Genomic DNA, 25,622 nt, shown 5'->3' with positions numbered 1-25,622 from the left:
CGGTGGTGAAACCGCTGAGCGAGCGCCTTTCGGCGGTGCTGGGCCCGGACGGTGGCCGGGAGCTGGAGCGGCTGCTCGTCGATCCGGCCGGGCGGGTGGGGGTGCCCGATGTCACCTGCCGTGCCGTGTGGGACGCGGTCCCGGGGGCGGTACGGGAGCGGGTGCTGGAGGACGCGGCCCGGGAGTCGGTCCGGCCGGAGCCCCGGCTGACGGCAGGGGCATGGGCCCGCGCCTTCCGGGACGGTGACCGCAGCGCATACGAGGACGCGGCCTGGGGTCTCCAGGAGCGGGTGTCGCTGCTGACCCTGTCAGCCGTCCTCACCGGCGAGTCGGCCGATGCCGGGGAGGCCCCCGGGGCCTGCCCGTATCTGGATGCCGCGATCGACGGGCTCGTTTCGTTCGCCGACGCCGGCACCTGGTGCTGGGCACCGCACGAGCGCTTCGCGGCGGAGCGCGGCGAACTCGTGCCCGATCCGGACGAGCCGTATCTCGACCTGGGCGCCGCCGAGGTCGCCTCGCTGTTCGCCTGGGCGGACCACGTCCTCGGGCCGCATCTCGACCGCAGGATGCCGGGCCTGCGGCGCAGGCTGCGCCGCGAGGTGGAGCGGCGGGTGCTGCTGCCCTTCGAGCGACGCCGGGACTGGCGCTGGATCGGAGCGGACGGCGGCGCCAACAACTGGAACCCGTGGATTCACAGTGCCGTGCTCGCCGCCGCGCTGCTGCTCTGCCCGGACGACGCCCGGCGCGCCCGCCTCGTACGGCTGGTCGTCGAGGGACTCGACCACTATGTGGCCACGCTTCCCGACGACGGCGGGATCGACGAGGGCATCGCCTACTGGTGGGTGGGGGCCTGTCGGCTGCTGGAGATCCTCGATCTGCTCGCCGGTGTCGGCGGCTCCGCTCTCGATGCCCGTCGGCTCCCGCTTCTGGGCGAGTTGTCGAGGTATCCGCAGCGCATGCATTTCGGGGCCGACTGGTACGTGAACGTGGGCGACGCTCCGGCCCGGCCGACCGCCGACCAGCCCTGGCAGGTCCCGTTCCGCTGGGGCAGGCGACTCGGACAGCCGGAGACGGTGGCGCATGCCCTGGCCGGAGCACGCCGGCAGCACAGCGCCGCAGCCCCGCGTGCCGGGCTCGGGCGGGCGCTGGCCGCGCTGTCGGACGAGGACTGGTGCCGGGCCCTCACGGCCGACGCACCGGACACCTCCACGCCCTGGCTGGCCCACGAGACCTGGCTGCCGCGGCTGCAGATCCTGGTCGCCCGCGAGACGGCGGGCAGCACCGACGGGCTCACCCTGGCGGTGAAGGCGGGTCACAACGGCGAACACCACAACCACCTCGACGTCGGCTCGTACTGGGTGGCGGCCGACGGCCGGCCCCTGGTGGTGGACGTCGGCCGGCCCACGTACACGGCGCAGACCTTCGGGCCCGACCGTTACGCCGCCTGGCCGTTCCAGAGCGGCTGGCACAACGTGCCCGAGCCCGGCGTGGCACAGCAGCCCGGTCCCGAGCACCGGGCCCGGGACGTACGCGTCGAACTCGGCCGCGACGTCAGCGGGATGACCGCCGACCTCGCCGGCGCCTATCCCGGTGGAAGCCTCACCGGATGGAACCGAGCGGTGCGCCTGGTCCGGGCCGACGGAAGCACTCCCGCGCATGTGAGCGTCGAGGACCGGTGGGAAGGGTGCGGTGAGAACGTGGCCCTGCATCATGTGCTGGCCGGGCTCGTCGAGCTGGGGAACGGCCGGGCCACGGCCACCGCACCTGACGGCAGCGGGCTGGTGATGTGCTGGAATCCCCGGGACGCCGACGCCTCCGTCGTACGCAAGGAGCTGGACGACCCGCTGCTGGCCGCGAGTTGGGGAGACCACCTCACCCGGATCACGCTCACGGTCCGCCATCCGGGCACCCAAGGCAGCGTGACCGTAAGGTGGTTGATCGCCGACGAGGCCGGCAGGTCCGGGAAGAACGAACTCAGAGGTTTGGCGCAGCACTCTTGAAGATGCGGAGTGCCACCCCTAGCATCAGCAATCGATAGACGATAGTCACGGAGGCGAGGGCTTCTCCCCGCCTCCACCGCATCGCACCACCCCGCCGGGCGGCCCGCACCGATGACCGCCCGCACCCCCTCCCGCCACTGCTCCACCGGGAACTCTGCGGCTGAACACCAGCTATCGATTATTCACGACTACGCAACGGAGCGTGTCCCTATGAAAGCAATGTGGCGTCGAACCTGCGGACTCGCCCTGGCCCCTCTGGTGATGGCATCGGCCGTCGCCTGTGGCAACGGGTCCGACCAGGCCTCGGAGGGCACGACCCTCCGCGTCATCGTGAACATCACGCCGAACCTGACGGAGAAGTACTGGAACGATCTCTTCGACACCTACGAGAAGTCCCACCCCGGTGTCACGGTCAAGCTCGAACTGACCGGCACCATCTCGGCGGACGCGAAGCTGAGGCAGGACCTGGCCGCCGGCGACCCACCGGACGTCGCCCAGCAGATCACACCGACGGCCGACACCGCGTCGCTCTTCGCCGACCTGTCGGACCAGCCGTGGACCGCCAAGACTCCGCTGGCCGACCAGTACGCCATCGACGGCAAGCAATACGTGGTCGGTGTGGGCGAACAGATTCAGTCGCTCGTCTTCTACAACAAGGCCGCGTTCGAGAAGGCCGGGATCGACGCCACGAGCATCCGGACCATGGATCAGTTCACCGCTGCCATGGGCAGCTTGAAGGGTGCCGGCTACAAGCCGCTTCAGACGTCCGGACAGTGGGTCACCGGGGCGCAGTTCTCGATGATGGCCGACGCGGGTGTGCTCACTGCCGACCCCGGGTGGACGGCCAAGCGCAACGACGGCAAGGCGTCCTTCGCCAAGAGCGACTATCTGCCCTACCTGGAGCACTACAAGAGCTGGATCGACAAGGGCTATCTGGAGAAGAGCGGGCTCGGACTCACCTACGCGGACGGGCAGACGGCGTTCCTGAACGGCAAGTCCGCGATGTACATCATGGGTTCGTACTTCGTGCCGGCCGCCGACGCCGCGAAGAAGAGCGACGAGATCGGTGTGTTCACCATGCCGACCGACGGGGCCTACCCGTCCGGCCAGTTCGGCAACATCTCGAACCCGTACGTCGTGGTGAACAAGTCCCGCCACCGGGCCGAGGCGATCGAGTTCGTGAAGTGGGCGACCACCGACCCGAAGGCCATCAAGAGCCAGCTCGCCTCCGACGCCAATCTCCGCGAGGGCTTCACATACCCGATGTCCAGCCTCGGCTCGTCCGTGCAGAAGGTCCTGGACAAGGCCCCGTCGGTGATCGTGAAGTCCGGGAAGAACCAGCCGATCGCCGGGTTCAGCGATGAGCTCAACAAGCAGATCCAGTCCCTGTACACGGGCTCGTCCCCCGCGGACGCGGCCGACGGATTGGACAAGTGGTGGAACTCGCAGAGCTGAACGCAGGACTGAAGCAGCGCCGCCGGGCGAGGCTGCGGGACTCGGCGATCTCCCTCGGGATGATGGGCCCGGCCGTACTGCTCTACACCCTGATGACCGTGGTGCCGGTGGGTGTCGCGATCTATCTCAGCCTGACCGACTGGGACGGTTTCTCCACCGCCGCGTTCACCGGGCTCGACAACTACAAGCATCTGTTCGACGACCCGAGTTCGTCGGACGCCTGGTACGTGACGGGTCTGATCTCCGTGGTCGGCACGGTCCTCATGGTGGGCCTGGGGCTCGTGTACGCGCTGGCCCTCAAGGGCCGCTCCCGCGCGAATTCCTTCTTCCGGGCCGTCGCCTACTTCCCGCACGTCATCAGCGCGCTGATCCTCGGCTACCTGTGGGCGGCGATCCTCGGCACCAACGGCGCCATCAACAACACCCTCGCCAAGTTCGGCATCGAACCGCTCGGATTCCTCTTCGACGAGAAATTCGCGCTGATCTCGCTGATCGCGGTGATCGTGTGGGCCGGGTTCGGCTTCAACGTCGTCCTGTTCGTGGCCGCCCTGCAGACGGTGCCCGCCGAGCTGCTGGAGGCCGCCGCGATCGACGGCGCCTCCAAGCGGCAGATCAATCTCCGGATCGTGATCCCCATGATCGCCCCCGTGGTCACCGTGGCGACGGTGCTGAACCTGGTGGGGCTGATCCGGGCGTACGACATCGTGGTCAGTCTCACCGGTGGCGGGCCGGCCGGGTCGACCCAGACGTTCACGTACCTCATTCTCGCCCGGTCCTTCGAGGGCACCAAGGTCGGGTACGCGACCGCGCAGGCAGTGTTCCTGATGGTGGTGTCCGCCGTGCTCGCCCTCCTCGTGACGGCGCTGCGCAACCGTCAAGACCAAGCTGCGACAGGTTAGTTAGGAGCCGGTGGTGGTCGTACTAGAGGCAGAGGTCCGCGACAGGCCGAAGGCCGCGCCGACCGGGGGCGGTGTCGCTTCGCGGCGTTCGGAGCACAAGGAACCGCGCTCACCCGTGCGGTGGGCCCTTCTCGGCGTGCTGTTCCTCGTCATGATCGTGCCGATCTACCTGCTCGTGGTGAACGCGTTCAAGTCGCAGCAGGACATCCTCGACAACCCGTTCTCGGTCCCCCTGAGCGGGCTGACCTTCGAGCACATGTCGGCGGCGATCAACAGCCCGCAGTTCAACGTCATCGGTGGCTACGGCTTCACGCTGTTCCTCGTGGTGGTCGTGGACGTGCTGTGCATCCTGCTCGCGGGCCCGGCCGCGTACGCGATCGCGCGCAGCCTCAAGCGGCGTACACAGCTGGTGCTGCTGTACTTCCTGGCCGGCACGTTCATCCCGGGCGCCGCCGTGATCATCCCGGTGATCTACGTACTGCGCGAGGTGGGTCTGGCCAATACCGTGACCGGTCTGGTCGCCCACGACGTGGCGTCCACGCTGCCGGTGAGCATCTTCCTGTTCGTCGGCTTCATCCGCACCATTCCGGTGGACATCGACAACGCGGCGACGATCGACGGCGCGGGTCGGTACCGCACGTTCTGGTCCATCATCTTCCCGTTGATGCGCCCCGCGGTCGTCACGGTGCTGATCCTCAACTCGATCGGGATCTGGAACGACTTCGTCTCGCCGCAGATCCTGCTCAGCCCGTCCTCCGGGCACTACACGGTCACGACGGCGATCTACGCCGGCATCAGCCAGTACTCGACCGACCTGACGAAGGTGTTCCCGAACCTTCTGCTCGCCGTGGCCCCCGTCGTCATCTTCTTCATCTACATGCAGCGCCACATCATCAGTGGTCTCACCGTCGGCGCGGTGAAGGGATGAGCAGCCGGTGCACGGTCGCGGTGGAACGGCCGGCCCCGGTGTATTCCGTCCGAGAGAGCCGAGACAAGAGAGAGGATCGCGCAGTGCTGAGTAGATGGATGCCACGCTCCCGCAGGGGACCGTGGTCCGCAGCCGCTCTGCTCGCCGCCCTGACCGTGGTGGTGGCCGGCCAGCCGGCCTCCGCACAACCGGTCAAGTTCCGGACGGGCAAGACGTATTACGTCTCGCCGTCCGGTCAGGACACCGCCGGCGGCAAGAATCCCAGGGCACCGTTCCGGCACATCCAGAAGTGCGCGGACGTGATGGTGCCGGGCGATACCTGCCTGGTCCTGTCCGGCACGTACGAGGAGACCGTGGTGCCGGCCCGCTCCGGCACCGCCGAACTGCCGATCACGTACCGCGCCGCTCCGGGGGCCGAAGTCACCGTGAGCGGTGCCTCCCGGATCGGCGGATTCGAGCCGGTCACCGCCGCCGACGTCACCGAGATCGCCAAGTCCGACCCGTTCGCCGCGAAGTCGCAGTTCAGCGACGCGGTGGCGGCCGGACACATCTACAGCACGGCCGTCGACCTCGGCACGGACGTGACCACGGTGCAGGTGTTCACCGACAAGAAGATGGACATCGAGGCCCAGTGGCCGTACCCCGGCCTCGACCTGCTCGACCCCGCGCGCCAGTACGCCGGTGCGGGCAGCGCGGACGCCACCATCGCCGACCCGGACCTCACCCGCCCGGCGGGGTACTGGGACGGTGCCCGGGCCCTCACCGGCTACTGGTACGTCTCGGCCACCACCACGGTGAAGAGCTCCGCGGCCGGCTCGGTGACACTGGACGCGGCGCCCCCGTGCGTGCACAAGGTGGTGCCCAAGGAGACCCGGTACTCGCTCTCCGGGAAGATCGGTGAACTCGGCCGTCCCGGCGAGTGGTTCTACGACCCGACCGCGAAGCGCCTGTACCTGTACGGCACCGACGACCCGGACTCGCACACCGTCGAGGCCAAGCGGCGCACCCTGGGCTTCGACCTGACGAACGCCAGTCACACCACGATCGCGGGCATCGGCCTGTTCGCCACCACGGTCCAGACCGGTCCCTCCAGCACCGGCGTCACTCTGGACGGCATCAACGGCCGGTACCTGTCGCACTACACGGACATCACCCGGGGTGCGACGGACTGCGGCAGCACCGTGACACGGGGCGTCGGCGACAGCGGCATCGTCCTCGACGGCACCCACAACAGAATCGTGAACAGTGATCTGGCGCTGAGCGCCGGGAACGGCATCGCGCTCCGCGGACAGAACAACACCGCCACGGACAACGTGATCCACGACGTCGACTACATGGGGACCTACGCGGCGGGCGTCGCCGTGCAGGGCAACAGCCAGACGGTCACGCACAACACGATCTCCCGCGTCGGCCGCAGCGGGATCAATCTCCAGTGGAACGAGGTGAGCGGCCTCGCTCCGGGCAAGGACCTCATCGCGTACAACGACATCTCCGGCTACGCCCGCATGAGCCTGGACGTCGCCGCGATCTACACCTGTTGCAGCGCCTGGATGATGGGCACGTCCATCGACCACAACGTACTGCACGACCCGGCACCGGCCACGACCTCCACCACGTTCGGGATCTCCGGTGTCTACGCGGACAACGGCCAGAGCGATCTGGTCATCGCGAACAACGTGGGCTGGGGCAACCGGGAGGGCACGGTGATGCTCAACGGTCTGGGCACCGGCTCGCACGACAACAGCGTCTACAACAACACCGGGGGAATGACGCTGTTCTATGTGAAGGAGCCGGGGCAGTCGACCGGCACCAGGATCTACAACAACATCGGCACGATCCGGGGCCTGGACGGCGCCACCGACGGCGGGCTCGTGCTCTCCAACAATCTGCCCACGGGCGTCGATCCGCTGTTCGTGGACGCGGCGAACCACGACTACCGGCTGACCGCGGAGTCGCCCGCACGCAATCAGGCGATTCCGCTGCCGGGGATCAACGACGGTTCCACGGACGCGACTCCGAGTCTGGGCGCCTACCAGTACGGGGCACCCGCATGGGCCGCCGGGGCCCGTCGGTAGCCGAACCGCGAAACGGCTGTGGGCCCGGTCCGGGATTCCGGACCGGGCCCACAGCCGCTCGGTCAGTCCGCCTTCGGCCTGGCCGCCGCTTTCACGGCCGCGCTCTTCCTGGCCGCGGTCTTACCGGAAGCCGTCCGGCCGGCCGCGGTCCCCTTCGCCGCCGTGGCCTTCCCGCGCGGCTTCTTGGCCTCCCGGGCATCCGGGACGGGTCCGCGCCCGGCGGCGTGGTCGGCGAAGGCCGCGGCCGCCTTGTCGGGCTCCCCGGAGCGCAGCAGGCCGACGAGCCGGCCGTGTTCGTCGGCCATCGCGCACCAGTCGCCTTCGAAGAGCGGGTCGGAGATGGCCCGCAGGGTGCGCAGGCTCGGCTCGATGACCTCCCACATCCGGGCCAGGAACGGATTGCCCGCGTACTGGCTGACCAGGGTGTGGAACTCTATGTCGGCGTCGCGGAAGCCGCTGACGTCGTTGGCGGCGACCGCCTCGTGCATCCGCTCGACCAGTGCGTCGAGCTCGGTGAGCTGTTCCTCGGTGATGTGCTCGGTGGCGAGCCGGGCGGCCAGGCCCTCCAGCGGCTCGCGGACCTGACGTGCGTACTCCGCGTCCTGCGAGGAGATCTCGACGACGAAGTGACCGCGTCGCGGGACGTGCGTGAACAGGCCCTCGCGCGCGAGCCGCTTGACCGCCTCACGCACGGGAGCCTGGCTCACGCCGAGCCGCCGGGCGATCTCCGATTCGACCACGCGGTCGTTCGGCGCGAGATCGCCCTCGACGACGGCCTGGCGGAGCAGTTCGTACACCTGGTCCGAGATCAGGGTCTTGCGGAACCGGTCCTTGTTGGTGGCCAGCGTGGAGACGAATCCACCCGACGCATTAGATGCCATGAATACCCAATCCTGCACTGGGGCACGTCAGTTGCGACATGATACGCGCCCGTCTTCTCTCGATGGAGTCACATCGAGGTTTCCAGCTGCCAGTCATTTGGCCGTTACCGATCGACAGCCACATGGCCGGTTCGAAATGTGCCATCGGGCCTCTCCGCGGAGGTGGGGACCGAGTCTCGGCGAGATGAAGTCGGTCACTGATCATCGCCTATCGATCATCGAGGGAATCGAAGCAGGGGCGTTCGAGCACTGTCAACCACACGGACGTCAACCACATGCAGATCAGCCACCCGGAGATCGGCGACATGCGGATCGGCCACACGCGCATCGAGCACGGGGACTCAGCCGCCGAGCCCGTACACCCGGACCGCGTTCGTATGCAGTACGCGATCGAGCTGATCGGCCGCCAGATGGGACAGCCCGATCCGGGACATGGCGAGCGAGTCGGCCCGTGAGCCGCGTGGCAGGCAGATCGGCCAGTCGGAGCCGATGAGGCAGCGGTCGGCCCCGAGCGTGTCGACGACGTGCCGCACCATGTGCGCGATGCGCTGCGGCGGGAGTCCGTGCTGCTGGGTGAGCAGCCCGGAGATCTTCACCACCACGTTCGGGCTCGCGGCGGCGCGCTCGACGTCGCGGAACCACTCCCCAGCCTCCGGTGTGCGCAGGTCCGGGGCGTTGCCCAGGTGGTCGACGACGAGAGTGAGCCCGGGATGCCGGGATCCGATGTCGGCGGCCGCCGTCAACGCCCCCCGATGCAGATTGACTTCCAGCGCGACTCCCGCTTCGGCCAGCACCGGGACGAGCCCGCGGGCCGGCTCGGGGGTATCCGTCCACGAGGAGCCGCCGATCCGCATCCCGTTGGGGCGGGAGTCGCCCAGCTGCTGAAGAGTGGCACGGAAGGCATCGGGCCCGTCCGCGCCATGGACGTGGAGATTGGCCACGTACCCGGTGACCAGGTCCGGGCGGCGCCGTCGCAGTTCGCGCAGGGCGAGCGTCTCGCCCGCATCGCCGCGCGACGCCTCGACCAGTACCGCTCCGGCGAGGTCGAGACCCGCGCCCGACTGTTCCAGGTCGTCCTCGTCGAAGGCGCGATGGTGCTCGTCGCCCGGTCGGATCCACGGGAATCCCTGGGCCGGATCCCACAGGTGGACATGGCAGTCGATCACGGTGCGCCTCCTCCTCGGGCCTGTCGGGGCCGCTCCGAAGTATTGACACTTCGGCTCCCCTCCCATGAGTCTAACTATCGGCTATCGATGGGCGATTGTTCAATCCGTACATGACGAGGGTGCAGGTGTTCTGGATGCTCAGGCCTGAACGAACCGGCGACACGCACAGCACGGGCGAGGCGCACGGACCTCTGCTGACCGCGACCCGGCGCGTCGGTGAGGTCCCCGAGTGGGCTTATTTGGAAAGGAAGTTGTTCGCCTTCCAGGACAAGGCATGGCGGCTCTTCGCCGACCGCTACACCGAGGGCGACGGCCGCCTCGTCTTCCGCGACACGCTCGGGCAGGGCATGGACGGCCGGGACGGCGTCGATGACTTCTACGAGCCGTTCTTCAACTGGCCCACGCTCTATCTCCTCGGTGGCAGCGCGGACCTGCTGACCGCTGCCCGGCACCACTGGCGCGGAGTCACCGCCCAGCTCACCGGGATGGGCATGCTCGACCAGGGCCTGGAACGCGGCTACGACTGGTTCCACCAGGGCGAGGGACTGCTCCTCTTCTACGGTCTGTGCCTGGCAGACCCGCAGGACCCGGAGCTGCGTGAACTGGCTGTTCGCTTCGCCGACTTCTACCTTCCCGGCGGTCCCAATTACGACTCCGAACACCGCCTCCTGCGCGCCCCGCACAACGGTTCGGCGGGCCCGCGCTTCGGATTCAGCGACGAGGAGGCGTACTTCCCGTGGAGCCTGGCCCTGCGCCCCTACGGCCTGCCGCTGGACGGGTTCGACGACGTCACGTCCTTCGACGATCTGGCCTCCTCGCCCGATCGTGCCCGCGCGTACGGCCGTGCGATGTGGGACCGGATGGGCCGGGGTGACACGATCGTGAACCTCGCCGCCACCGGCCTGGCCACCAACGCCTTCCTGCTCAGCGGCGAGCAGCGCTACGCGGACTGGGTGGCCGAGTACGTCGGCGTGTGGCAGGAGCGGCTCGCGGGCCGCGATGTGGTGCCCGACAACGTCGGCCTGAGCGGTGTGGTGGGCGAGTACATGGAGGGCCGCTGGTACGGCGGCCACTACGGCTGGTCGTGGCCGCACGGGCTGTCCCCGGTAGGCAGCGCGACCGTCATCGGCGCCGCCAACGCCACGCTCCTCACCGGAGACCGGGGCTTCCTGGACCTCGCCCGCAATCCGCTCGACGCGGTGCTGCGCCACGCCGAGCAGCGCGGCGCCGGTCAGATGGGCACCCTCGGCGAACGCTGGGAGCCGCACCTGCGGGAGATGCCGGCCGAGCGCACTCTCATGGTGCCCCAGCGGCACAACGACTCCGGCTGGTTCGACTTCACCGTCATGCCGGGCCAACTCCCGCTCGCCTTGTGGCACTTCAGCCGCGATCAGGCCGACCGGGAACGGATCGAGCACCTGCGTGCCGAGTCCCGCTGGGACTGGACCGCCGTCCACACCCAGCGGATCAAGGACGAGGCCGGGCACGAGGAACCCTGGTACGAATTCCTGCACGGCCGGAACCCGCACTTCCCCGAGCGGATGCTGCGCAGCGCCCTCGCGAGCTGCGCCGAGCGGGTCGAGGCCATCGAGAACGACACCGTCGACCCGGCCGTCGGCCCCGACGCCCTGGACATCCACCACTGGCAGCACCTCAACCCGGTGGTGACGGAAGCGCTGCTGCAGCTGACCACCGGTTCGCCGCAGGTCCTCTACAACGGCGGCCTCGCCCACCTGCATGTGCGCTATCACGACGCGGAGTCCCGCCGCCCCGGCCTGCCGCAGGACGTCGCCGCGCTGGTCACCGACATCAACCCGGACCACACGGTGGTGGAGCTGGTCAACCTCGGCGGTGCGGCACGCTCTCTGCTGGTGCAGGCGGGGTCGTTCGCCGAGCACCACGTGGCCACCGTCCGCATGGACGACGGGCCCGAGCAGCCGGTCGACGGACCGTACTGCCGCGTCGTCCTTCCCGGAGACTCAAGGATCCGGCTGACCCTGACCATGGCGCTGCGCGCGAGCCGCGCGGCCTGTTCCTCCCCGTGGGAGACGGCATGACCGACACCGCCGCGACAAGCCGGCTGCCCTTCGCCCTGCCCCGCCTCGGCATCGGCACCGCCCCCCTGGGCGGGCTCTTCGAGGAGGTCGGCGAGCAGGACGCCGCCGCGACCCTCAAGGCCGCCGCCGAGGCCGGGATCACGTACTTCGACACCGCACCCCGCTACGGACACGGCCTCGCCGAACAACGCCTGGGCCGCCTGCTGCCGCCGTCCGACGGCAGCGGCCCGGTGATCTCGACCAAGACGGGCTGGCTGCTGCGCCCCCGGCCGGACGGTTCACCCGGTGAGGTGATCACCGACTGGACGGAGCGCGGCATCCGCGAGTCCCTGGAGTCGAGCCTGACCCGCCTGGGCCGCTCCGACGTCGACATCCTCTATCTGCACGACCCGGACGACTACCCGGACGAGATACGCCGCACGGCCTATCCGGCGGTGCGCAAGCTGCGTGACGAGGGGCTGGTCCGGGCCATCGGATTCGGCATGAACCACAGCGCCCCGCTCGCCTCGTACGTGGCGGAGTTCGAGGTCGACGTGGTGCTCATCGCGGGCCGCTTCTCGCTTCTCGACCACGAGGCGCTGACGACCCTGTTGCCGTTGTGCGCCGAAACGGGCACGGCGGTGGTCGTCGGCGGCGTCTTCAACACCGGGTTGCTGGCCGACCCGTCCGCCGGCGCCATGTTCAACTACCGCCCGGTGCCCGCGGAGACACTGGAGCGGGCACGGCAGTGCCGGGCGCTGTGCGAGGCGTACGAGGTACCGCTTCCCGCGGCCGCGATCCAGTTCCCGCTGCTGCACGACGCCGTCGGCTCGGTCGTACTCGGCTGCCGTTCGGCGGCCGAGGTGACGGCGAACGCGGCGGCCGCCCGCTTCCCGATCCCGGGCGAGCTGTGGCAACGGCTCGCGGCGGCCGGTTTCGTGCCCGAGCAGTTGCTGGAGAAACACGGCGAATAGCGCCCCCGGCGCCCGGCCCGGCGTGGCCGCTTCGCTCCCGCCCGGCGACGGAGCGGCCACCGGGCGGGAGCGGGCCGCGCCGGTGCTCCAGGGGGAAGGGCCGGGGCCTGGTCGATGATCCCGGAGAATTGTCCGGCCCAACGATCGTGGCTCGGCGAAGTCAGTGGGGTCGGGCCCGCGCAGCGCTCCACTCGGCCATTCGGAGACACTGCTGCGTCCCGCCCGGCGCCACGGCTGGGTCAGCCCGGCTTGACCGCCTGCGTCGCAAAGTAACTCGACATGTATGGAGCGGATGCGTTGGATTGGTGCGGCGCTTCCGCGAAGCCGGTGAGGACGAACCCCGCGGCGAGTTGCCCGCCGATCTGGTCGGTGAGGGTGTGGCTGTATTCAAGAGGGGCATCCGCGCCGAACTTCGTGGCGCGTTCCTCGGCGGAGTACTGCGTGACATCGCTGTACGGCAGCCTGTGCGCGACGATCAGCTCGCCGCGCTCGTCGAGCGCCTCGTGGTCGAACAGGTACGCATCGGGGTTGAGGAAGCCCACGAGCAGGGTTCCGCCCGGTCGCAGGACGCGGAAGCACTCACGCCACACCGGTGCCAGGTCTGGTACGAACAGGTTGGAGACCGGATGGAATACGACATCGAATGCGGCGTCGCCGAAAGCGCCGAGGTCACTCATGTCGCCCAGCACGGTACGCAGCTCAAGTCCGTCGCGCGCCGCCACCATCCGGTCCTGGCCGAGCTGGCGGGGTGAGTTGTCGAATACGGTGACCCGCGCCCCTGCGGCGGCGAGGATCGGACCCTGCTGGCCACCGCCGGAGGCCAGGCACAACACGTCCTTGCCGGTCAGGTCCGTCGGCAGCCAGGAGCGGTCGACCGGCTCACGCCCGATGAGAACAATCGACCAGTCGCCCCGGCGGGCACGCTCGACGTCCTCGGCACTCACCGGCCTCGACCACTCGTTGCCCTCTTCGACACACTTGTCCCAGGCTGCCCGATTGTGGGCAACGGGGTCGACATCAATGTCCTGCACGTTTAACTCCCTGTTACGGCCGAGCGGACGCCCGTGATACTGACAGTTCGGTGCCGCCAGCCAACACGATTGCAGGGGCCAGTCTCCCTCGCGGTACTCCGAGGTCTCCACCTCCGGGCGACGGGGAACCCGCCGGTTCCACCACCCGGCCCCTTCCTCGGGCCGGCCGGGCCAGGGAACTGTGGACTGGCGATACTGCTCGTCGATGCGGTCGAGTTCGGGCTGCCTGATCGACCGGACGCGCGGGGGCAGCAGCGGCCAGACCTCGGCGAGGGCACTTCGGCACCAGATGCTGTTGTGGAACTCGGGTGCGCAGTCCGAGTAGCCTTCTTGCTCCAGCTCCGCGGCGATGTCGCTCCACTGTTCGAGCAGGGAGTCGCAGGAGTGTTGTCACTTGCGGTTGAGTTCGTAGTAGGCACGAAAGTCGAAGAAGCGTAGACCGTCGTTCACTGCCCCGGACTCGATTTCCTGCAGTGTCCAGGGGTGGGCGGAGTAGTCGTCGGTCGCCAAGCCTCCGTGCTTCAGCAGGACCGCCAGAAGTTGGCGAAGTTCTGCGGTGCCGTCGATCCGCCCAGAGATGTTGATCTGGACTGCCCAGGTGGGATGGTGCCCGAGGGCCGATTCGAGGATCGCCACATCGTCGGGGTCCCAGTCGGAGAAGAGGCAGCCGGTCTGTTCGTCGTCGATCTCGATGTAGAGGTTGCCGTCCCAAGTCCACGGATCGCGCTGCCGGGGCAGGTGCCGATCGAGTGAGGCGACCGTCTCAGCTCGCTCACCTGCTGGAAATGCGAACACAGTGCGCATGGCTTGGAGCATAGATGGTGCAACTTCGCGGCGACCACGGGTATTCAGGGCTGGTGCGTTCCGTGGGTGTGCCGGTGGCGCGGACGGCGTTGTCAGCAATGGCCGGCATCCCCGGCGTCCTTGGGCCAGATGACCAATGGTGGATTCGGGTATTGGAACTCCCGGAACGCCCGGCCGCAGGGATCCCCCGTCGCGTTGCTATACGTTTGTCCGATCTGGACAGCTCGACTTGAACAGGTCTCGTCGGCGCTGGCCGAGGTACCAATTGGCGGACTCGTCAAGGTCGATCGTGGTTCTGATTACGGTGGTCTCGTCGGAGTTCGCCTCGACGAGGACCTCCCCTCTCGGTGAGATGACCATGCTGGGGCAGTGCTGGCGAGGATCTGCCACGTTGGCTGCCAGGACGAACCGTTGGTTCTCCGCTGCGCGGCTGATGAGGTGGCTCCGCCAGACCCCTGCGGGCTCAAAGGGGTTGGCCGCATGGGTGAGGTAGATGAAAGCTTGTGCTCCGCGGTCGGCCAAATGCTGCCATTGCTCGGGGAAACGGATCTCCCGGCAGATCTGGACGCCGAGCGTGATGGGCCCGCTCGCCAGCTGGATCGGGAGCGTCGAAAGCTCGGAGCCGGCACTGAGTTGGCCTCGCTCGCTCATCGCCAGGTTGATCTTCCGGTAGGTCCAGCGGGTGCCGTCCGGAGAGAAGTAGAGGGCGGCATTGCTCCAAGCACCACGTTCGAACAGCAACGTGCCGCAGAACAGGTGGATGGCTCTGCGCTGCGTCAGCTCTGCGAGGCGGTCCATGGCGCGCGCGAGGACCGAAAGCGGCAGTCGTTCGAGGGCTGAGAGGTCGGCGCCGTAGCCGGACAGCGCACCTTCGGGGAGTACGACGATCTCACCTGCTTGGACGTCTGCAAGGAGCGAGGTGATGGTTGCGAGGTTTTGCTCGATGTCCCAGGTGATGGGAAATTGCGCGATTGCTATGGAGGCTTTCATCAGTCCTTCTCTCGGCAGCTGATCTCGTCTGCGTAGGCAGCCCAGTCGCCGCCGGATGCCTTCCGCCGCTGGACGGCGACTTGGATGTGGCCGCCGAGCATCCGGGCGAGGATAGCGGCGGAAGGCTCGGCGGCGAGGGCGAACAGGGCTGCGGATCGGTCCTGTTCACGCCGGATGCCGATCTTGGGTGAGCGCAGAGCGATCTGGCTTTCGCTGAGCGGGCGCCCGGGTCTCCGTCGACAGCGCCGGCCGTTCCGGACAGTGCCCTCGCCGAGGGTGTGCCGACGCATCGGGTCGTGCATCACGGTTCCATCGGGAGTCCGCATCCCCCATCATGTCGACTCGTTGTGACCATGCAGTCCGCCCGGCCAGGAGGTCGGCTCAGAGCAGGAGACTTCTTCATGCGTCATCCAGCACTCGCCGCCGCGTCGGCGCTCGTCGCCGCCCTCGCACTGTCTGCACCGGCCGTCGCAGCCCCGACGGCGTCCACCGAAACGCCGGTCGTCTTCGTGCACGGCCGCAACAGCGACTCGGGCGTCTGGACCACGATGATCAGCCGCTTCGAGTCCGCGGGTGATCCGAAGAGCCGCTTCTTCGCCTGGGACTACGACACATCGCTGTCGACCAACGAGGTACTGGGTGCCCGACTGGCCGACTACGTCAGCCGCGTGCTCGACGAGACCGGCGCGAAGCAGGTCGACATCGTCGCGCACAGCCTGGGCAGCCTCCCGTCCCGCTGGTACATCAAGTTCGGGGGTGGCGGGACCACCGTCCGGAACTGGGTGTCTTTGGCCGGCCCCAATCACGGCACGAGCCTGGGCTATCTCTGCGCTCTCTGGGACCAGGGGTGCCGGGACATGACGCCCGGATCGTACGTCGTCCAGCACCTCAACGAAGCGGACCCGACACCTGGACCCACGGGGTACACGACGTTCCGTTCCGGCTGTGACGAGCAGATCGTTCCGACCACGAGCACGATGCTGGACGGGGCCGCCAACGTTGAGACTGGCTGCCTCAAGCACAACGCGCTGCTGACGGATCCAGCCGTCGCGGACCAGGTGCACACCGTACTCAAGTAGTCCTCCTGCCCCGAGGGCAGAGTCTCGGCGGCAGCCGATCACGCACCGATCCCGCCCAAGGCGATGGCGCCCCGGATGCCGGGCCCGCCCTCCCGCACGTACAGGGCTCGGATCGGCTGCCGCGTTCACCGAAGTACGCATAGGGGCAGGCGATCACGTGGTACAGCCGTCCACCGGCGGGCCCGAATGGAACTGCCCGGATGATGCGGAAGGCGTACCCGCCTCAGCGGAGCCGGGCCGCTGTGAAGGACCCCGGCCGAAGGACTGGGAAGGCAGGCGAATTCGGTGGCCACTGCGCTGCCCGGCCCGGGCTCAGGTCCCGGCACCGCAACTCCGGTCTCAGGGCCGACGCCCGAGGGCTGAGCCGAGTGCGGCGATCCAGATCAGCAGCAGGGGCAGTGAAACGTACGCCACCGGGGTCAAGGCGGTGGAAAGGAGCAGATACCCGATGCCGGACACAGCGATCGTAACGGCGAGGACCCAGCCGATGACGGCTTCCCAACGCCGCAGCTGCGTGGCGTGCCGCGAGGCCGTGCAGGCGGCCGCCGCGAGCGCCGCGAGCGCGAACATCTTGACTCCGTCCGCGCGTTGGACCGCCTCGAACAGTGCACCGGTTCTGCCCGGTGACGCCGGATCGGCTCCAGACACGGCTATCAGTTCCAGGACGAGCTGTACGAGTGCGAGCACCCCCGCGACTCCTCCGGCCCAACCGGCGAAGCGGGCCGCGGCACTGCCGATACGGCGGGACCGGACGAGCAGTCCGGTGGCGACGACCACCAGGCCGACCCCTGCCACACCGTGAACGAGCAGCGCCTGGGCCATGGCCTCGACCGGCTTGTCGGCATACGCGCTCGCGATGGCGGCCCGTGTGTCGCCGGCTTCGGGTGTGGCTCCCCAGGCGACGACGAGCCCGAGGATCCAGGCCGCGGCATGCGTGTATCCGGCGACGCGGACGGTGACGCCTGAAGCAGGCTGTCGGGAGACCGTGGTCATGCTGCCCCTCCTCTGGTCTTGTCCTGGATTGCCTGGGCGAACGCAGCGCAGCCGGTGCGCCACGCCGCGTCCAGGTCCGCGTCGGGCGGAAAGCGGCCGTCGAGCTCCAGCACGACCATGCCGTGCGCGAATGCCCAGAACGAGCGTGCGATGTCGATGTCGCCGTGCACCGCGCGGGCCAGCGGCATGGCCGCACGGTCTTCGAGTCCGTCGGGAAGGGCGGTGCGGCCGAGCGGCTGGGTGTGGGTGATGCGATAGAGATGCGGGCCGTCGAGTGCGTGCTGCCGGTAGGCGCGGGCGAGCACGAGAAGCGGCGGTTCAGCACCGATCTCGGCTTCCGCCGCTTCCAGATCCTCCGCCAGCTGGGTCATCCCCTGCGCCTGAAGCCCGGCCTCGACAGCGGCCTTGTCGGGAAAGTGCTTGTACAGAGATGGCGCCCGGACGCCGACACTCGCGGCGATGCGTCGCATCGACAACGCCTCGGGGCCTTCGGTGTCGAGCAGTTCCCGGGCAGCGGCCATGATCTGCTGTGCGCGGTCAGTCACGCCGGACCACCCTCTCGATCGCGATTCCCGCAGTGTGCTTCGCACAATGTCGTCGGAATGTGCCCGGCCCGGCAAGGAACACGCAACCGGCGGCGGCCGAGGGCTCCCGCGCATCTCCGGCGGCCGCCGATGCCCCGGCGGGGAAGGCCGCCGATCCGCATTGCGTCCCGGCGGGTCGGGGGTAAGACGTTGCCACCCGAAGTGCTGCTGACTGTCACGGTGTTCACTGTGTCCCCCTCATATCGTGGCCGGCCGGCATGACCAACGCCGTCCACCAAGTGGCGCCACGATATGGCTAACAGTGTTAGCCGTCAAGGTCGATGATTTCGAGTGCCGCCTTCACGTCCTCCGGACGCAGGCGAATCGGCTCCCGCGACAGAGCAAGGGGTGTCAGGTCACGGCGGCACGGGACGCCCGGCGCAGCTGCTGCGCCCGGTTCACCCCGGCGGGATCAGGACATCAGCACCGCTTTCCCCAACGCGACCACGACTCCTTCGTCGTTGCAGGAGCTGCCCTCACTGATGTCGGCCTCTATGCCGAGCTTGACCACACCGGCGATGTCCACCGAAACGGTCTGCGGCCTGTTGACCTCCAGCATGATGTTCTTGCGGGTCTTCCCGTCCCCGATGACCTCCAGTTTCCCGCTCACAGCAACGGCGTTGTCGTCGAGCCCCACGGTCAGGACGAGCTTCTTGTACCTCTGGTTGATGCTGTACTCGGTGCCGGGCTGGCAGGGGTATTTCACAACCATCGCGTTGGAGTAGGACTTGCCTCCCAGCGTCACGGTCCGGAGGCCGGACTCGTCGTCGGGATAGTCCCCGAGAGGGGTGAGATCGCTCAGGGCGACTTCACCCGACGGCAGCGGAGCGGGCGCGGGCGACTGTGCTGGGTCTTCGTCGGCCGGCTTCCCGGGCGGTGTCTCGACGGTGGGGGTGGCGGTGACCGTGACGGTTCTGGTGACTGTCACGGTTCTGGCCGTCGGAGAGTTCACCACGGTCGGCAGGCCGAAGAACCCCAGCAGCAGACCGATGACAGCCGTGATGGCCGAGACAAGCGCGGCGATCTCACCGATCCGTCTCGGTCCCGGCGTCGGCGGCCCGGGATCTGGTGGCGAGGGCGGCCGAGGCGGTGGCGGCGGAGGTGGCGCTCCGTCGTCGGGCGGCGTTGCTGAACTCATGGGCCGTACCTCCCCGTTGCGAGTAGAGACGCATTAAACGGGATCCCCGCCTCGCACGGCTGGAACTCGGCCGGTCGATGATGCGCCTGCTTCGCAGCCGGGTTGCAGCCGGGGGGCACGGGAGGTGCAGGTCACCCGGAGGGTCTGGCCGGCGCGGGAAAGGCAGGAACAGCTCCGAGGACGCTGCTCGTGGCCACAGCCTGTTTCGCGGGCAGCGCCGTGCGGCTCAGACCTCCGGAAGGGACGGATCGGGAGTCCAGGGGTCCGGTGCGGTGATGGACCAGCGTTCATGGTCCCGCCAGCCCCCGTTGATGTAGAGGTATGCGGGTGAGATCCCTTCGTAGCGGAAGCCAAGCCGCTGGACCAGGGCCAGGGACGCCTTGTTCGACGGCCGGATGTTGGCCTCCAGCCGGTGGAGCCGCAGGTCGGTGAAAGCATGTTCCAGGGTGGCGGCGATCCCCTCGGTCATGTACCCGTACCCCGCGGACGGCGCGAAGGCCGCATAGCCGATGGACGCGCCCTGGTAGCGACCCCGGATGATCGAGTTGATGTTGACCATGCCGGCTGCTGCGCCGGAATCCCGGACACGGACCAGAAAGCCCAGGTTGCTGCCGTCGTCGAAGCGGCGCATCCAGGCCTGGAACTCCTCCGCGGTCGCGGGCAGCCGCATCCACGGCAGGTGCAGCTCGGAACTGGCCCGCACGAGCGTGCAGAACTCGTCCTGGTCGGCGAGGGTGAGCGGGCGCAGTTCGACCCGTGACGGCATCTTGAGCATGGACCAACGTTAGGCCCTGTGGGCAGTTGCCGGACCACCCGGCCCCCACGGGCGGACCCACGGCTCCCCTCGGCCCCCGCTTTCCGACGGCCTCGTGCGAGGAGTTCGTGGTGCTTCCGGAGCCAGTCACCGAGGGGACCGGACCGGCAAGGGTGTCGTACCGCTCAGGACAGGCTGCCGCGAAGGGCGTTGACGCGCGCGGCTCCCGCGTCAAAGGCCGCACCGTCGAGCGTGCCGGCCGCCAGGGCCTCGCCCAGTGCGGTCACCGCCTCCTCCCCCTGGGCGACGTCGCGGGCCGAGCACAGGATCAGGTCCATGCCGGCCGCGGCTGCCAGCACAGCCCGCTCCGCCGTGCTGCCGTAGTCCCGAAGCGCCCCGGCCTCCAGCGCGTCGGTGACCGTCACGCCCGGGAAGCCGAGCCGGTTCCGTAGCTCGCCGACCACGGTCGGGGACAGGCCGGCGGGCCGGTCGGCGTCCAGCGCGCGGTAGACCGCCCAGGAGAGCATGACCAGCTTGGTCCCGGCCGAGATCGCCGCACGGTACGGCACCTCGTCGACGCTGCGCAGCGTGGACACGGACGTGGTGAGGGTGACGGGCCCCAGGTCGGTGTTCTGGTTCGCGGAGGCGGGTCCGAGGCCGGGAAAGTGCTTGGCGGTGGCCGCGACTCCGGCGTTCTGCTGCGCGGTGATGAAGGCCGAGCCACATGTGCCGACCGCATCCTGGTCCTTGCTGTACGACCTCTCGTACTGGTCGGTGAAGTCGCCGGCCCGCCGGTACACATCGAGCACCGGCGCCAGGTTGACGTTCATCCCGACGCCCGCGAGGTTCATGCCCGCACCGCTGCCTGTGAACTCCGCCTGTCCCTCCGGGTCGGTGGCACTGCCCACGTCCTTCGCCGACAGCACGGGCTCACCGGGCAGGCGGCGCACCATGCCGCCCTCCTGGTCCGTCATCAGGAGCAGCGGGGCCTTCACGGGGGCGGAGGCGTTCGCCTCGTTCATCTCCCGGACGACGCCCTCGATCTGGCTCAGGCTCTCGATGTTCTCCCCGAAGAAGATCACCCCGGCCGTACGGCCCTGCCTGATCGCGTCCATCAGCCCGGCCGGCGGTGTGAGCCCCGGGTAGGAGTGGATGACGCACTGTCCGGCGCGTTGTTCCGGGGTCGGAGCGGGCAGGGGGGTACGCGTTCTTTCGGGAATGCGCACGGCCGCGTCCGAACGGCCCGCCAGCCCCATCCCGCCGGCCAGGGCCGCTGTTCCGGCGAGCAGAGCGCCGCGCCTGCTGAGGGGATGTGGTGTGGAGCTCATGACTTTCTCCTTCGTGAACTGTCGTTGTGCCCGGCCCGGACCATCGGCCGGCGATCCGGGCCGGAGCAGACAGTCGGTCGGTCTGCTCCGGCCCGCCGTGCCGAACACGCCGGGGTCACCGGTCCCCGGAGGTGATCACCGCGCGCTCGGGCCCGCCGTCACGGAGTGTTGTTGGCCAGGGCCAGCAGGCGGGAGCGATCGCCACTGAAGCGGTCGCGGTCGACGTTCCCGGAGATGCCGCTCACCGAGCCGGTGGACGTGTACTGCCAGACGGTCCAGAACGGGAAGCCCTGCGGAATGCTGGGGCTGCCCGCGGAGGTCCAGTGGGCCACCCACAGCGGGCTCCTGGCGGACATGCCCGTCCAGCCACCGGTGCAGGAGTTCCACCAGCTCGCGCTGGTGTAGATCACGATGTCGCGGCCGGTGCGGGCCTTGTACTTGTTGTAGAAGTCGAGGATCCAGGACTGCATGGCCGCGGGCGTCTTGCCGTAGCAGGTTCCCTCGATGTCCAGCACGCCGGGGAGCGTCAGATTGTCGCGGGACCAGGCGCCGCCGTTGCTCGCGAAGAAGTCCGCCTGTGCCGCGCCGCCGGACACGTCGGGCCGCGCGAAGTGGTAGGCGCCCCGGATCACGCCGGCGTTGTAGGCGCCCAGGTAGTTGGCGCTGAACGTGGGGTCCTTGTACGTGGTGCCCTCGGTCGCCTTCATCCAGGCGAACTCGATGCCCGCGCCACGGACGGAGCCCCAGTTGATGCCGCCCTGCCAGCTGGAGATGTCGATGCCCACGGGGTTCGCCAGGAGGTTCGCATCCGGCGTGGTGTCGAGCTTGAGCTGCCGGGTGTCCGGCTTGAAGTCCTTGCGGTCCTGGACGTAGCCCACGCCCATGTAGCCCTTGCCCTGCGGCACTGCGCTGTCCGACGACAGTGGTGCCGAGGAGGCGGTACCCGACATGAGGCTGAGAGTCAGCGCGGCACTCGTGCCGAGGACACCTGCCACAGTGAGTCTTTGCTGTATGGACTTGGGGGAACGGTTCCTGGGGAACAAGGTTTCCTCCTGCTTGGTGGGGGGTGAGATTCAGTGGTTCCGAGTGGTCCTTCGGTGCGGTGGATCTCAGCGCGCCGGCGCGGGTACGGTGCGACGCGGCAAACAGAAAGGTCGGCGTGCATCCGGTCAGGAGGAGTCGGCCGTGCGCTTTCCCACAGAGGGATCTACGCGCGTCCGTTTGACGCGAACACGACACATTGAGCCACGAGAACGCGTGCCCGGTAAATAGTTTTCCGATTCGTTAGTGGTCTAGACCCATCTGCACTCCAGTGAACTGCGGAAACGGCTCGACGTCGGCAGAAATTTTTTCAAGTGGCTTGGGCGGAAAGTGAGTTAGAGGCCCGGATGGGTGGCGTTGCACTGATGGCACGGGACACGGCACCGATCACTGAAGACCGGCCTGTGCCGCGCCCGAGGGAGGGTGGGGACATGTCGCCACCTTCTCGTGGAGCGCGTTCGGAGCCAGGAGAAGGCGCCGCCGCCGCAACGATCGTCCCCAATCCCGATGACGACGGCGGCCCCGAGCACTCGGGCGGGATCACCGCATCGGAAGGGCCGGGGCGGGGGCCCCTGCTGCGCCGCCATCCCCCGTATGCGCGACCAGCAACCCCTCGGACGTGCCGGCCCAACTCACCCTGGCGGGCCGCCTGGTGTAACGCGCCCCCGGCGGGCAGACTGCCACGATGCCCGCGACCGCGCACTACCCGGGCATGGTGGACCCGTCCCACTTCAGTGCCGAACCGATGTCGCTCCTGGAGATCGAATGACCAGCGCCCTTCTCGTGATGGATGTCCAGCGAGCCGTCGTCGACATTGCCGACGACGGCTCGGGGTACCTGCCTCGTCTGCGCAGGGCAATCGACGCCGCCCGGGCTGCGAACGTCCCCGTCATCTACGTAGTCATCGCGTTGCGCCCCGGCTTTCCGGACGTCAGCCCGCGCAACAGGGCTCTCACCGCCGTCGCGCGAGCCGGACTCCATGTCGAGGGCGACGCCGGCACCGAGATCCACCCGGATGTCGCGCCACGGCCGGGTGAGGTGGTGGTCACCAAGAGACGAGCGAGCGCGTTCTCGGGGAGCGACCTCGACGTGGTGCTCAGGGCGCACGGCATCGACAGCCTGGTTCTCACGGGCATCGCCACCAGCGCCGTGGTGCTGCACACCTTGTGCCAGGCCAACGACCTGGACTTCGGCCTCACTGTCCTCGCCGACGCCTGTCTGGACACCGACCCGGAGGTGCACCGGTTCCTCACCGAGAGGCTGTTCCCACAGTGGGCGGACGTCGTCAGCGTCGACGACTGGGTCGACACGATCACACCCCGTCACTGAAGGCTCGGTCAGCACCGCGTTCCGCTGCGGCATGTCATCGGACGGACTGATCCGCGCATCGGGCTCCGGCTCCGGATCCGGCTCCGGCTCCGGTGAGAGATCACGGGCGGCGACACCAAGAAAGTCCGGGCGAATTCCGGGTGTTCGCCTCAAGACAGTGCTCGACCGGGTGCGGTGAATACGGCATTGCGCGGGAGCTTCGCTCAGGACACCCCGCCACCATGCGGGTGTGCACATACGGCTGAGGCGCGACAGTTCCGACCGCGGACCGGGCAACGGGAGTACCGGGTTCCGCCGGCGGGCGGCTGACGCCCGCCGGCCGCCCGGACCGGCGGACCACCTGTGGCCGGGTGCCGGACCGAGCGGTGCCCGCCTCGCCGGACCGGCCTGGGACGATGGGCACATGGACGAGCAAGTGATCCCCATTCTTCGCGTCGAGGACGCTGCGGCGGCGGTCGAGTGGTACGGCCGTCTGGGCTTCACCAAACAGTGGGAACATCGCTTCGAAGCGGGACTGCCCGCGTTCGTCGAGGTCGCCCGGGGCCAGGTCCGGCTGTTCCTGTCGGAACACACGGGCGACGCCCGCCCCGACACGCTGGTGTACATGCGTGTCCACAATGTCGAAGCTGTCGCCGCCGAGTTCGGCGTACACGTGGAGGACGCCCCGTGGGCACGTGAGATCGAGCTTCAGGACCTTGACGGCAACCGCCTGCGGATCGGCACGCCGGCCGAGTGAATTCGCTCAGCAGCCCGCTGCGCCGAGCTGCTCCGGCGGCAGGCCCAAGTAGTCGTTCCATGCCCGGCGGCCGGTGGAGGTCACGGCGAGCGCGCGCGTCGTTCCGATCCTTGTGACCCAGCCGACGGCGAGGGCGTGGCTGCACAGTGCGGCACCCACCGCGCCGCCCAGGTGGGGCCGGCGCTCGGTCCAGTCCAGGCATGCACGCACCGGCGGGCGGCGTGAGCCACTCGGACCCGTGATGCCGACCTCGGCCAGCCAGGACACTCCCCCGCTGGTCAGCCCGGGCTCGGGCCCCCACTCCAGCAGGCCACGCCCGACCATGGCGTCGGTGATCGCCAGCGCGACGGTTCCGGCGAGGTGGTCGTAACACAGTCGCGCACGGGCCAGTGCCTGCTGACGGCCGGAGGCCGACAGTGAACGCGGTCGGGCGGTCCGCTGCGGGGCAAGCGCGGCCAGGCCCTCGATCAGCTCGACCACCCGGTGGTCGGCCACTCGCACATAGCGATGGCGTCCGTGCCGCTCCTCGGCCAGGAGTCCGCCGCTGACGAGCAGGTTGAGATGCGACGTCGCGGTCGAGGGCGCGACCCCGGCATGACGTGCCAGCTCGTTCGCGGTCCATGCCCGGCCGTCGAGCAGGGCCAGGCAGAAGGCCGCCCTGGTCCCGTCGGCCAGCAGCCCGGCCACGGCAGCCAGGTCGACGCCCACGTCCTGACCTGCGCGCTGAGTATCCATGCCGGCAATTGTCGCTGACCTCGGTTCGACGCCCGTCGAAGCGTCCACGCCTTAGCGTCACCAGATGCCCGAGGCGCCCTTGGGCCGGAGGCGCGCCGCCTGCGCTCACACACCGGAGGAACCATGCCCGCGTCCGACCCGCCCGTCAGCGTGCCGCCGTGCCCGGCGCCCCGGACAGATCTCGTGGTCACCGATTCCGCGATGCCTGCGGACATCGCGGTGATCTCCGAAGCACTGGACCGGTTCAACACCGAGAGAACGGGAATCGACGACCGCAGACCGCTCGCCGTGCTGGTCCGTGATCCCGAGACACATCAGGTGATCGGCGGGCTGACCGGGCGCACCTCGCTCGGGCTGTTCTTCGTCGACCTCTTCTTCCTGCCCCCTGGGCTTCGTGGCGGCGGACTGGGTGGGGAGATCCTTCGACAGGCCGAGAACGAGGCCCGCGCCCGCGGCTGCCGCGCGGCCGTGCTCTACACGATCACTTTCCAGGCCCCCGGCTTCTATCGGAAACAGGGCTGGAGGCTCCTGGGAGAGGTTCCCTGCGATCCGCCGGGGGCCGGCCGAGTCTTCATGACAAAGGAACTCGTTGCCGGGACCGGCAGCGTCTGACCGGACAGCGGGGTGGGGCGTCGTCCGGCGCTGCACGAGACGGCGCCCGCCCAC

The 25,622-nt window shown here is 68.8% G+C and carries 24 protein-coding genes and 1 pseudogene; 11 read left to right on the top strand and 14 right to left on the bottom strand.

The window, feature by feature from the left end:
- Positions 1 to 2 precede the first annotated feature (2 nt).
- The 5 genes from AADR41_RS01140 (at position 3) to AADR41_RS01120 (ending at position 7,357) form a co-directional block, all read left to right on the top strand.
- The gene (locus tag AADR41_RS01140; protein ID WP_342279464.1) at positions 3 to 2,000 is read left to right on the top strand and encodes a heparinase II/III family protein; all 1,998 of its coding nucleotides are present in this window, start codon (positions 3 to 5) and stop codon (positions 1,998 to 2,000) included.
- Between the two features lie 219 nt (positions 2,001 to 2,219).
- Positions 2,220 to 3,455, top strand: a complete 1,236-nt coding sequence (locus AADR41_RS01135; protein ID WP_342279463.1) for an ABC transporter substrate-binding protein — start codon at positions 2,220 to 2,222, stop codon at positions 3,453 to 3,455.
- Positions 3,434 to 4,354, top strand: coding sequence for a carbohydrate ABC transporter permease (locus tag AADR41_RS01130; RefSeq protein ID WP_342279462.1), 921 nt, complete (start codon positions 3,434 to 3,436; stop codon positions 4,352 to 4,354). The genes AADR41_RS01135 and AADR41_RS01130 overlap by 22 nt, the downstream gene beginning before the upstream one ends.
- 115 nt (positions 4,355 to 4,469) lie before the next feature.
- The gene (locus AADR41_RS01125; protein ID WP_342279461.1) at positions 4,470 to 5,282 is read left to right on the top strand and encodes a carbohydrate ABC transporter permease; all 813 of its coding nucleotides are present in this window, start codon (positions 4,470 to 4,472) and stop codon (positions 5,280 to 5,282) included.
- A 98-nt stretch (positions 5,283 to 5,380) separates the two neighbouring features.
- Positions 5,381 to 7,357: a right-handed parallel beta-helix repeat-containing protein gene (locus AADR41_RS01120; protein ID WP_342279460.1), complete on the top strand. Its 1,977-nt coding sequence runs from the start codon at positions 5,381 to 5,383 to the stop codon at positions 7,355 to 7,357.
- A 62-nt stretch (positions 7,358 to 7,419) separates the two neighbouring features.
- Here the strand turns inward: AADR41_RS01120 and AADR41_RS01115 are convergent, their stop codons facing one another.
- Together AADR41_RS01115 and AADR41_RS01110 are read right to left on the bottom strand one after the other, a co-directional pair.
- Positions 7,420 to 8,238 (bottom strand): GntR family transcriptional regulator, encoded by an 819-nt coding sequence (locus AADR41_RS01115; protein ID WP_342279459.1) that lies wholly within the window; start codon positions 8,236 to 8,238, stop codon positions 7,420 to 7,422.
- Between the two features lie 341 nt (positions 8,239 to 8,579).
- Positions 8,580 to 9,404 carry an amidohydrolase family protein gene (locus tag AADR41_RS01110; protein ID WP_342279458.1) on the bottom strand — a complete coding sequence of 275 codons (825 nt, stop codon included), beginning with the start codon at positions 9,402 to 9,404 and terminating at the stop codon, positions 8,580 to 8,582.
- 110 nt (positions 9,405 to 9,514) lie between these two features.
- Between AADR41_RS01110 and AADR41_RS01105 the strand changes: the two genes are divergently transcribed.
- Together AADR41_RS01105 and AADR41_RS01100 are read left to right on the top strand one after the other, a co-directional pair.
- Positions 9,515 to 11,461, top strand: coding sequence for a hypothetical protein (locus AADR41_RS01105; protein ID WP_342279457.1), 1,947 nt, complete (start codon positions 9,515 to 9,517; stop codon positions 11,459 to 11,461).
- Positions 11,458 to 12,414 carry an aldo/keto reductase gene (locus AADR41_RS01100; RefSeq protein WP_342279456.1) on the top strand — a complete coding sequence of 319 codons (957 nt, stop codon included), beginning with the start codon at positions 11,458 to 11,460 and terminating at the stop codon, positions 12,412 to 12,414. The genes AADR41_RS01105 and AADR41_RS01100 overlap by 4 nt, the downstream gene beginning before the upstream one ends.
- Positions 12,415 to 12,653: 239 nt before the next feature.
- Here the strand turns inward: AADR41_RS01100 and AADR41_RS01095 are convergent, their stop codons facing one another.
- The 4 genes from AADR41_RS01095 to AADR41_RS01080 all read right to left on the bottom strand — a co-directional run bounded on the left by AADR41_RS01095 (position 12,654) and on the right by AADR41_RS01080 (position 15,541).
- Positions 12,654 to 13,556 carry a class I SAM-dependent methyltransferase gene (locus AADR41_RS01095; protein ID WP_342279455.1) on the bottom strand — a complete coding sequence of 301 codons (903 nt, stop codon included), beginning with the start codon at positions 13,554 to 13,556 and terminating at the stop codon, positions 12,654 to 12,656.
- Positions 13,557 to 13,835: 279 nt separating this feature from the next.
- Positions 13,836 to 14,249: a hypothetical protein gene (locus AADR41_RS01090; protein ID WP_342279454.1), complete on the bottom strand. Its 414-nt coding sequence runs from the start codon at positions 14,247 to 14,249 to the stop codon at positions 13,836 to 13,838.
- Between the two features lie 198 nt (positions 14,250 to 14,447).
- Positions 14,448 to 15,239: a carbon-nitrogen hydrolase family protein gene (locus AADR41_RS01085; protein ID WP_342279453.1), complete on the bottom strand. Its 792-nt coding sequence runs from the start codon at positions 15,237 to 15,239 to the stop codon at positions 14,448 to 14,450.
- Positions 15,239 to 15,541, bottom strand: coding sequence for a hypothetical protein (locus AADR41_RS01080; RefSeq protein ID WP_342279452.1), 303 nt, complete (start codon positions 15,539 to 15,541; stop codon positions 15,239 to 15,241). Before AADR41_RS01080 ends, AADR41_RS01085 begins: the two co-directional genes overlap by 1 nt.
- Before the next feature lie 99 nt (positions 15,542 to 15,640).
- On the opposite strand from AADR41_RS01080, the gene AADR41_RS01075 reads away from it, so the two are divergent.
- Positions 15,641 to 16,318 carry an esterase/lipase family protein gene (locus AADR41_RS01075; RefSeq protein ID WP_342279451.1) on the top strand — a complete coding sequence of 226 codons (678 nt, stop codon included), beginning with the start codon at positions 15,641 to 15,643 and terminating at the stop codon, positions 16,316 to 16,318.
- A 24-nt stretch (positions 16,319 to 16,342) separates the two neighbouring features.
- On the opposite strand, the pseudogene AADR41_RS01070 reads toward AADR41_RS01075, so the two are convergent.
- The 7 genes and pseudogenes from AADR41_RS01070 to AADR41_RS01040 form a co-directional block, all read right to left on the bottom strand.
- Positions 16,343 to 16,611, bottom strand: a pseudogene (locus AADR41_RS01070) (prolipoprotein diacylglyceryl transferase); the annotation flags it as partial.
- A 46-nt stretch (positions 16,612 to 16,657) separates the two neighbouring features.
- Positions 16,658 to 17,311: a hypothetical protein gene (locus tag AADR41_RS01065; protein ID WP_342279450.1), complete on the bottom strand. Its 654-nt coding sequence runs from the start codon at positions 17,309 to 17,311 to the stop codon at positions 16,658 to 16,660.
- The gene (locus AADR41_RS01060; RefSeq protein WP_342279449.1) at positions 17,308 to 17,856 is read right to left on the bottom strand and encodes a TetR/AcrR family transcriptional regulator; all 549 of its coding nucleotides are present in this window, start codon (positions 17,854 to 17,856) and stop codon (positions 17,308 to 17,310) included. Before AADR41_RS01060 ends, AADR41_RS01065 begins: the two co-directional genes overlap by 4 nt.
- A gap of 451 nt (positions 17,857 to 18,307) precedes the next feature.
- Positions 18,308 to 18,823: an NPCBM/NEW2 domain-containing protein gene (locus AADR41_RS01055; protein WP_342279448.1), complete on the bottom strand. Its 516-nt coding sequence runs from the start codon at positions 18,821 to 18,823 to the stop codon at positions 18,308 to 18,310.
- A gap of 436 nt (positions 18,824 to 19,259) precedes the next feature.
- Complete coding sequence (locus tag AADR41_RS01050) at positions 19,260 to 19,808, bottom strand: GNAT family N-acetyltransferase (protein ID WP_342279447.1); 549 nt, start codon at positions 19,806 to 19,808, stop codon at positions 19,260 to 19,262.
- 164 nt (positions 19,809 to 19,972) lie between these two features.
- The gene (locus AADR41_RS01045; RefSeq protein WP_342279446.1) at positions 19,973 to 21,115 is read right to left on the bottom strand and encodes a glycoside hydrolase family 3 N-terminal domain-containing protein; all 1,143 of its coding nucleotides are present in this window, start codon (positions 21,113 to 21,115) and stop codon (positions 19,973 to 19,975) included.
- A 158-nt stretch (positions 21,116 to 21,273) separates the two neighbouring features.
- Entirely contained in the window at positions 21,274 to 22,065 is a 792-nt protein-coding gene (locus AADR41_RS01040) for a GH25 family lysozyme (RefSeq protein ID WP_342279445.1), read from the bottom strand.
- 856 nt (positions 22,066 to 22,921) lie between these two features.
- Between AADR41_RS01040 and AADR41_RS01035 the strand changes: the two genes are divergently transcribed.
- Both AADR41_RS01035 and AADR41_RS01030 read left to right on the top strand, forming a co-directional pair.
- Positions 22,922 to 23,485, top strand: a complete 564-nt coding sequence (locus AADR41_RS01035) for a cysteine hydrolase family protein (RefSeq protein WP_342279444.1) — start codon at positions 22,922 to 22,924, stop codon at positions 23,483 to 23,485.
- Positions 23,486 to 23,888: 403 nt separating this feature from the next.
- A complete protein-coding gene (locus tag AADR41_RS01030) occupies positions 23,889 to 24,221 on the top strand; it encodes a glyoxalase superfamily protein (protein WP_342279443.1) in 333 nt (110 codons plus the stop codon).
- 6 nt (positions 24,222 to 24,227) lie between these two features.
- Here AADR41_RS01030 and AADR41_RS01025 read toward each other — a convergent pair whose 3' ends face one another.
- Entirely contained in the window at positions 24,228 to 24,956 is a 729-nt protein-coding gene (locus AADR41_RS01025; protein ID WP_342279442.1) for an ArsR/SmtB family transcription factor, read from the bottom strand.
- Positions 24,957 to 25,157: 201 nt separating this feature from the next.
- On the opposite strand from AADR41_RS01025, the gene AADR41_RS01020 reads away from it, so the two are divergent.
- Positions 25,158 to 25,568 (top strand): GNAT family N-acetyltransferase, encoded by a 411-nt coding sequence (locus tag AADR41_RS01020; RefSeq protein ID WP_342279441.1) that lies wholly within the window; start codon positions 25,158 to 25,160, stop codon positions 25,566 to 25,568.
- Positions 25,569 to 25,622: the final 54 nt, after the last annotated feature.

The sequence above is a fragment of the Streptomyces sp. CLV115 genome (genome assembly GCF_038448545.1).
Lineage (GTDB): Bacteria > Actinomycetota > Actinomycetes > Streptomycetales > Streptomycetaceae > Streptomyces > Streptomyces sanglieri.
This window is presented reverse-complemented; position numbering and strand designations above follow the sequence as displayed.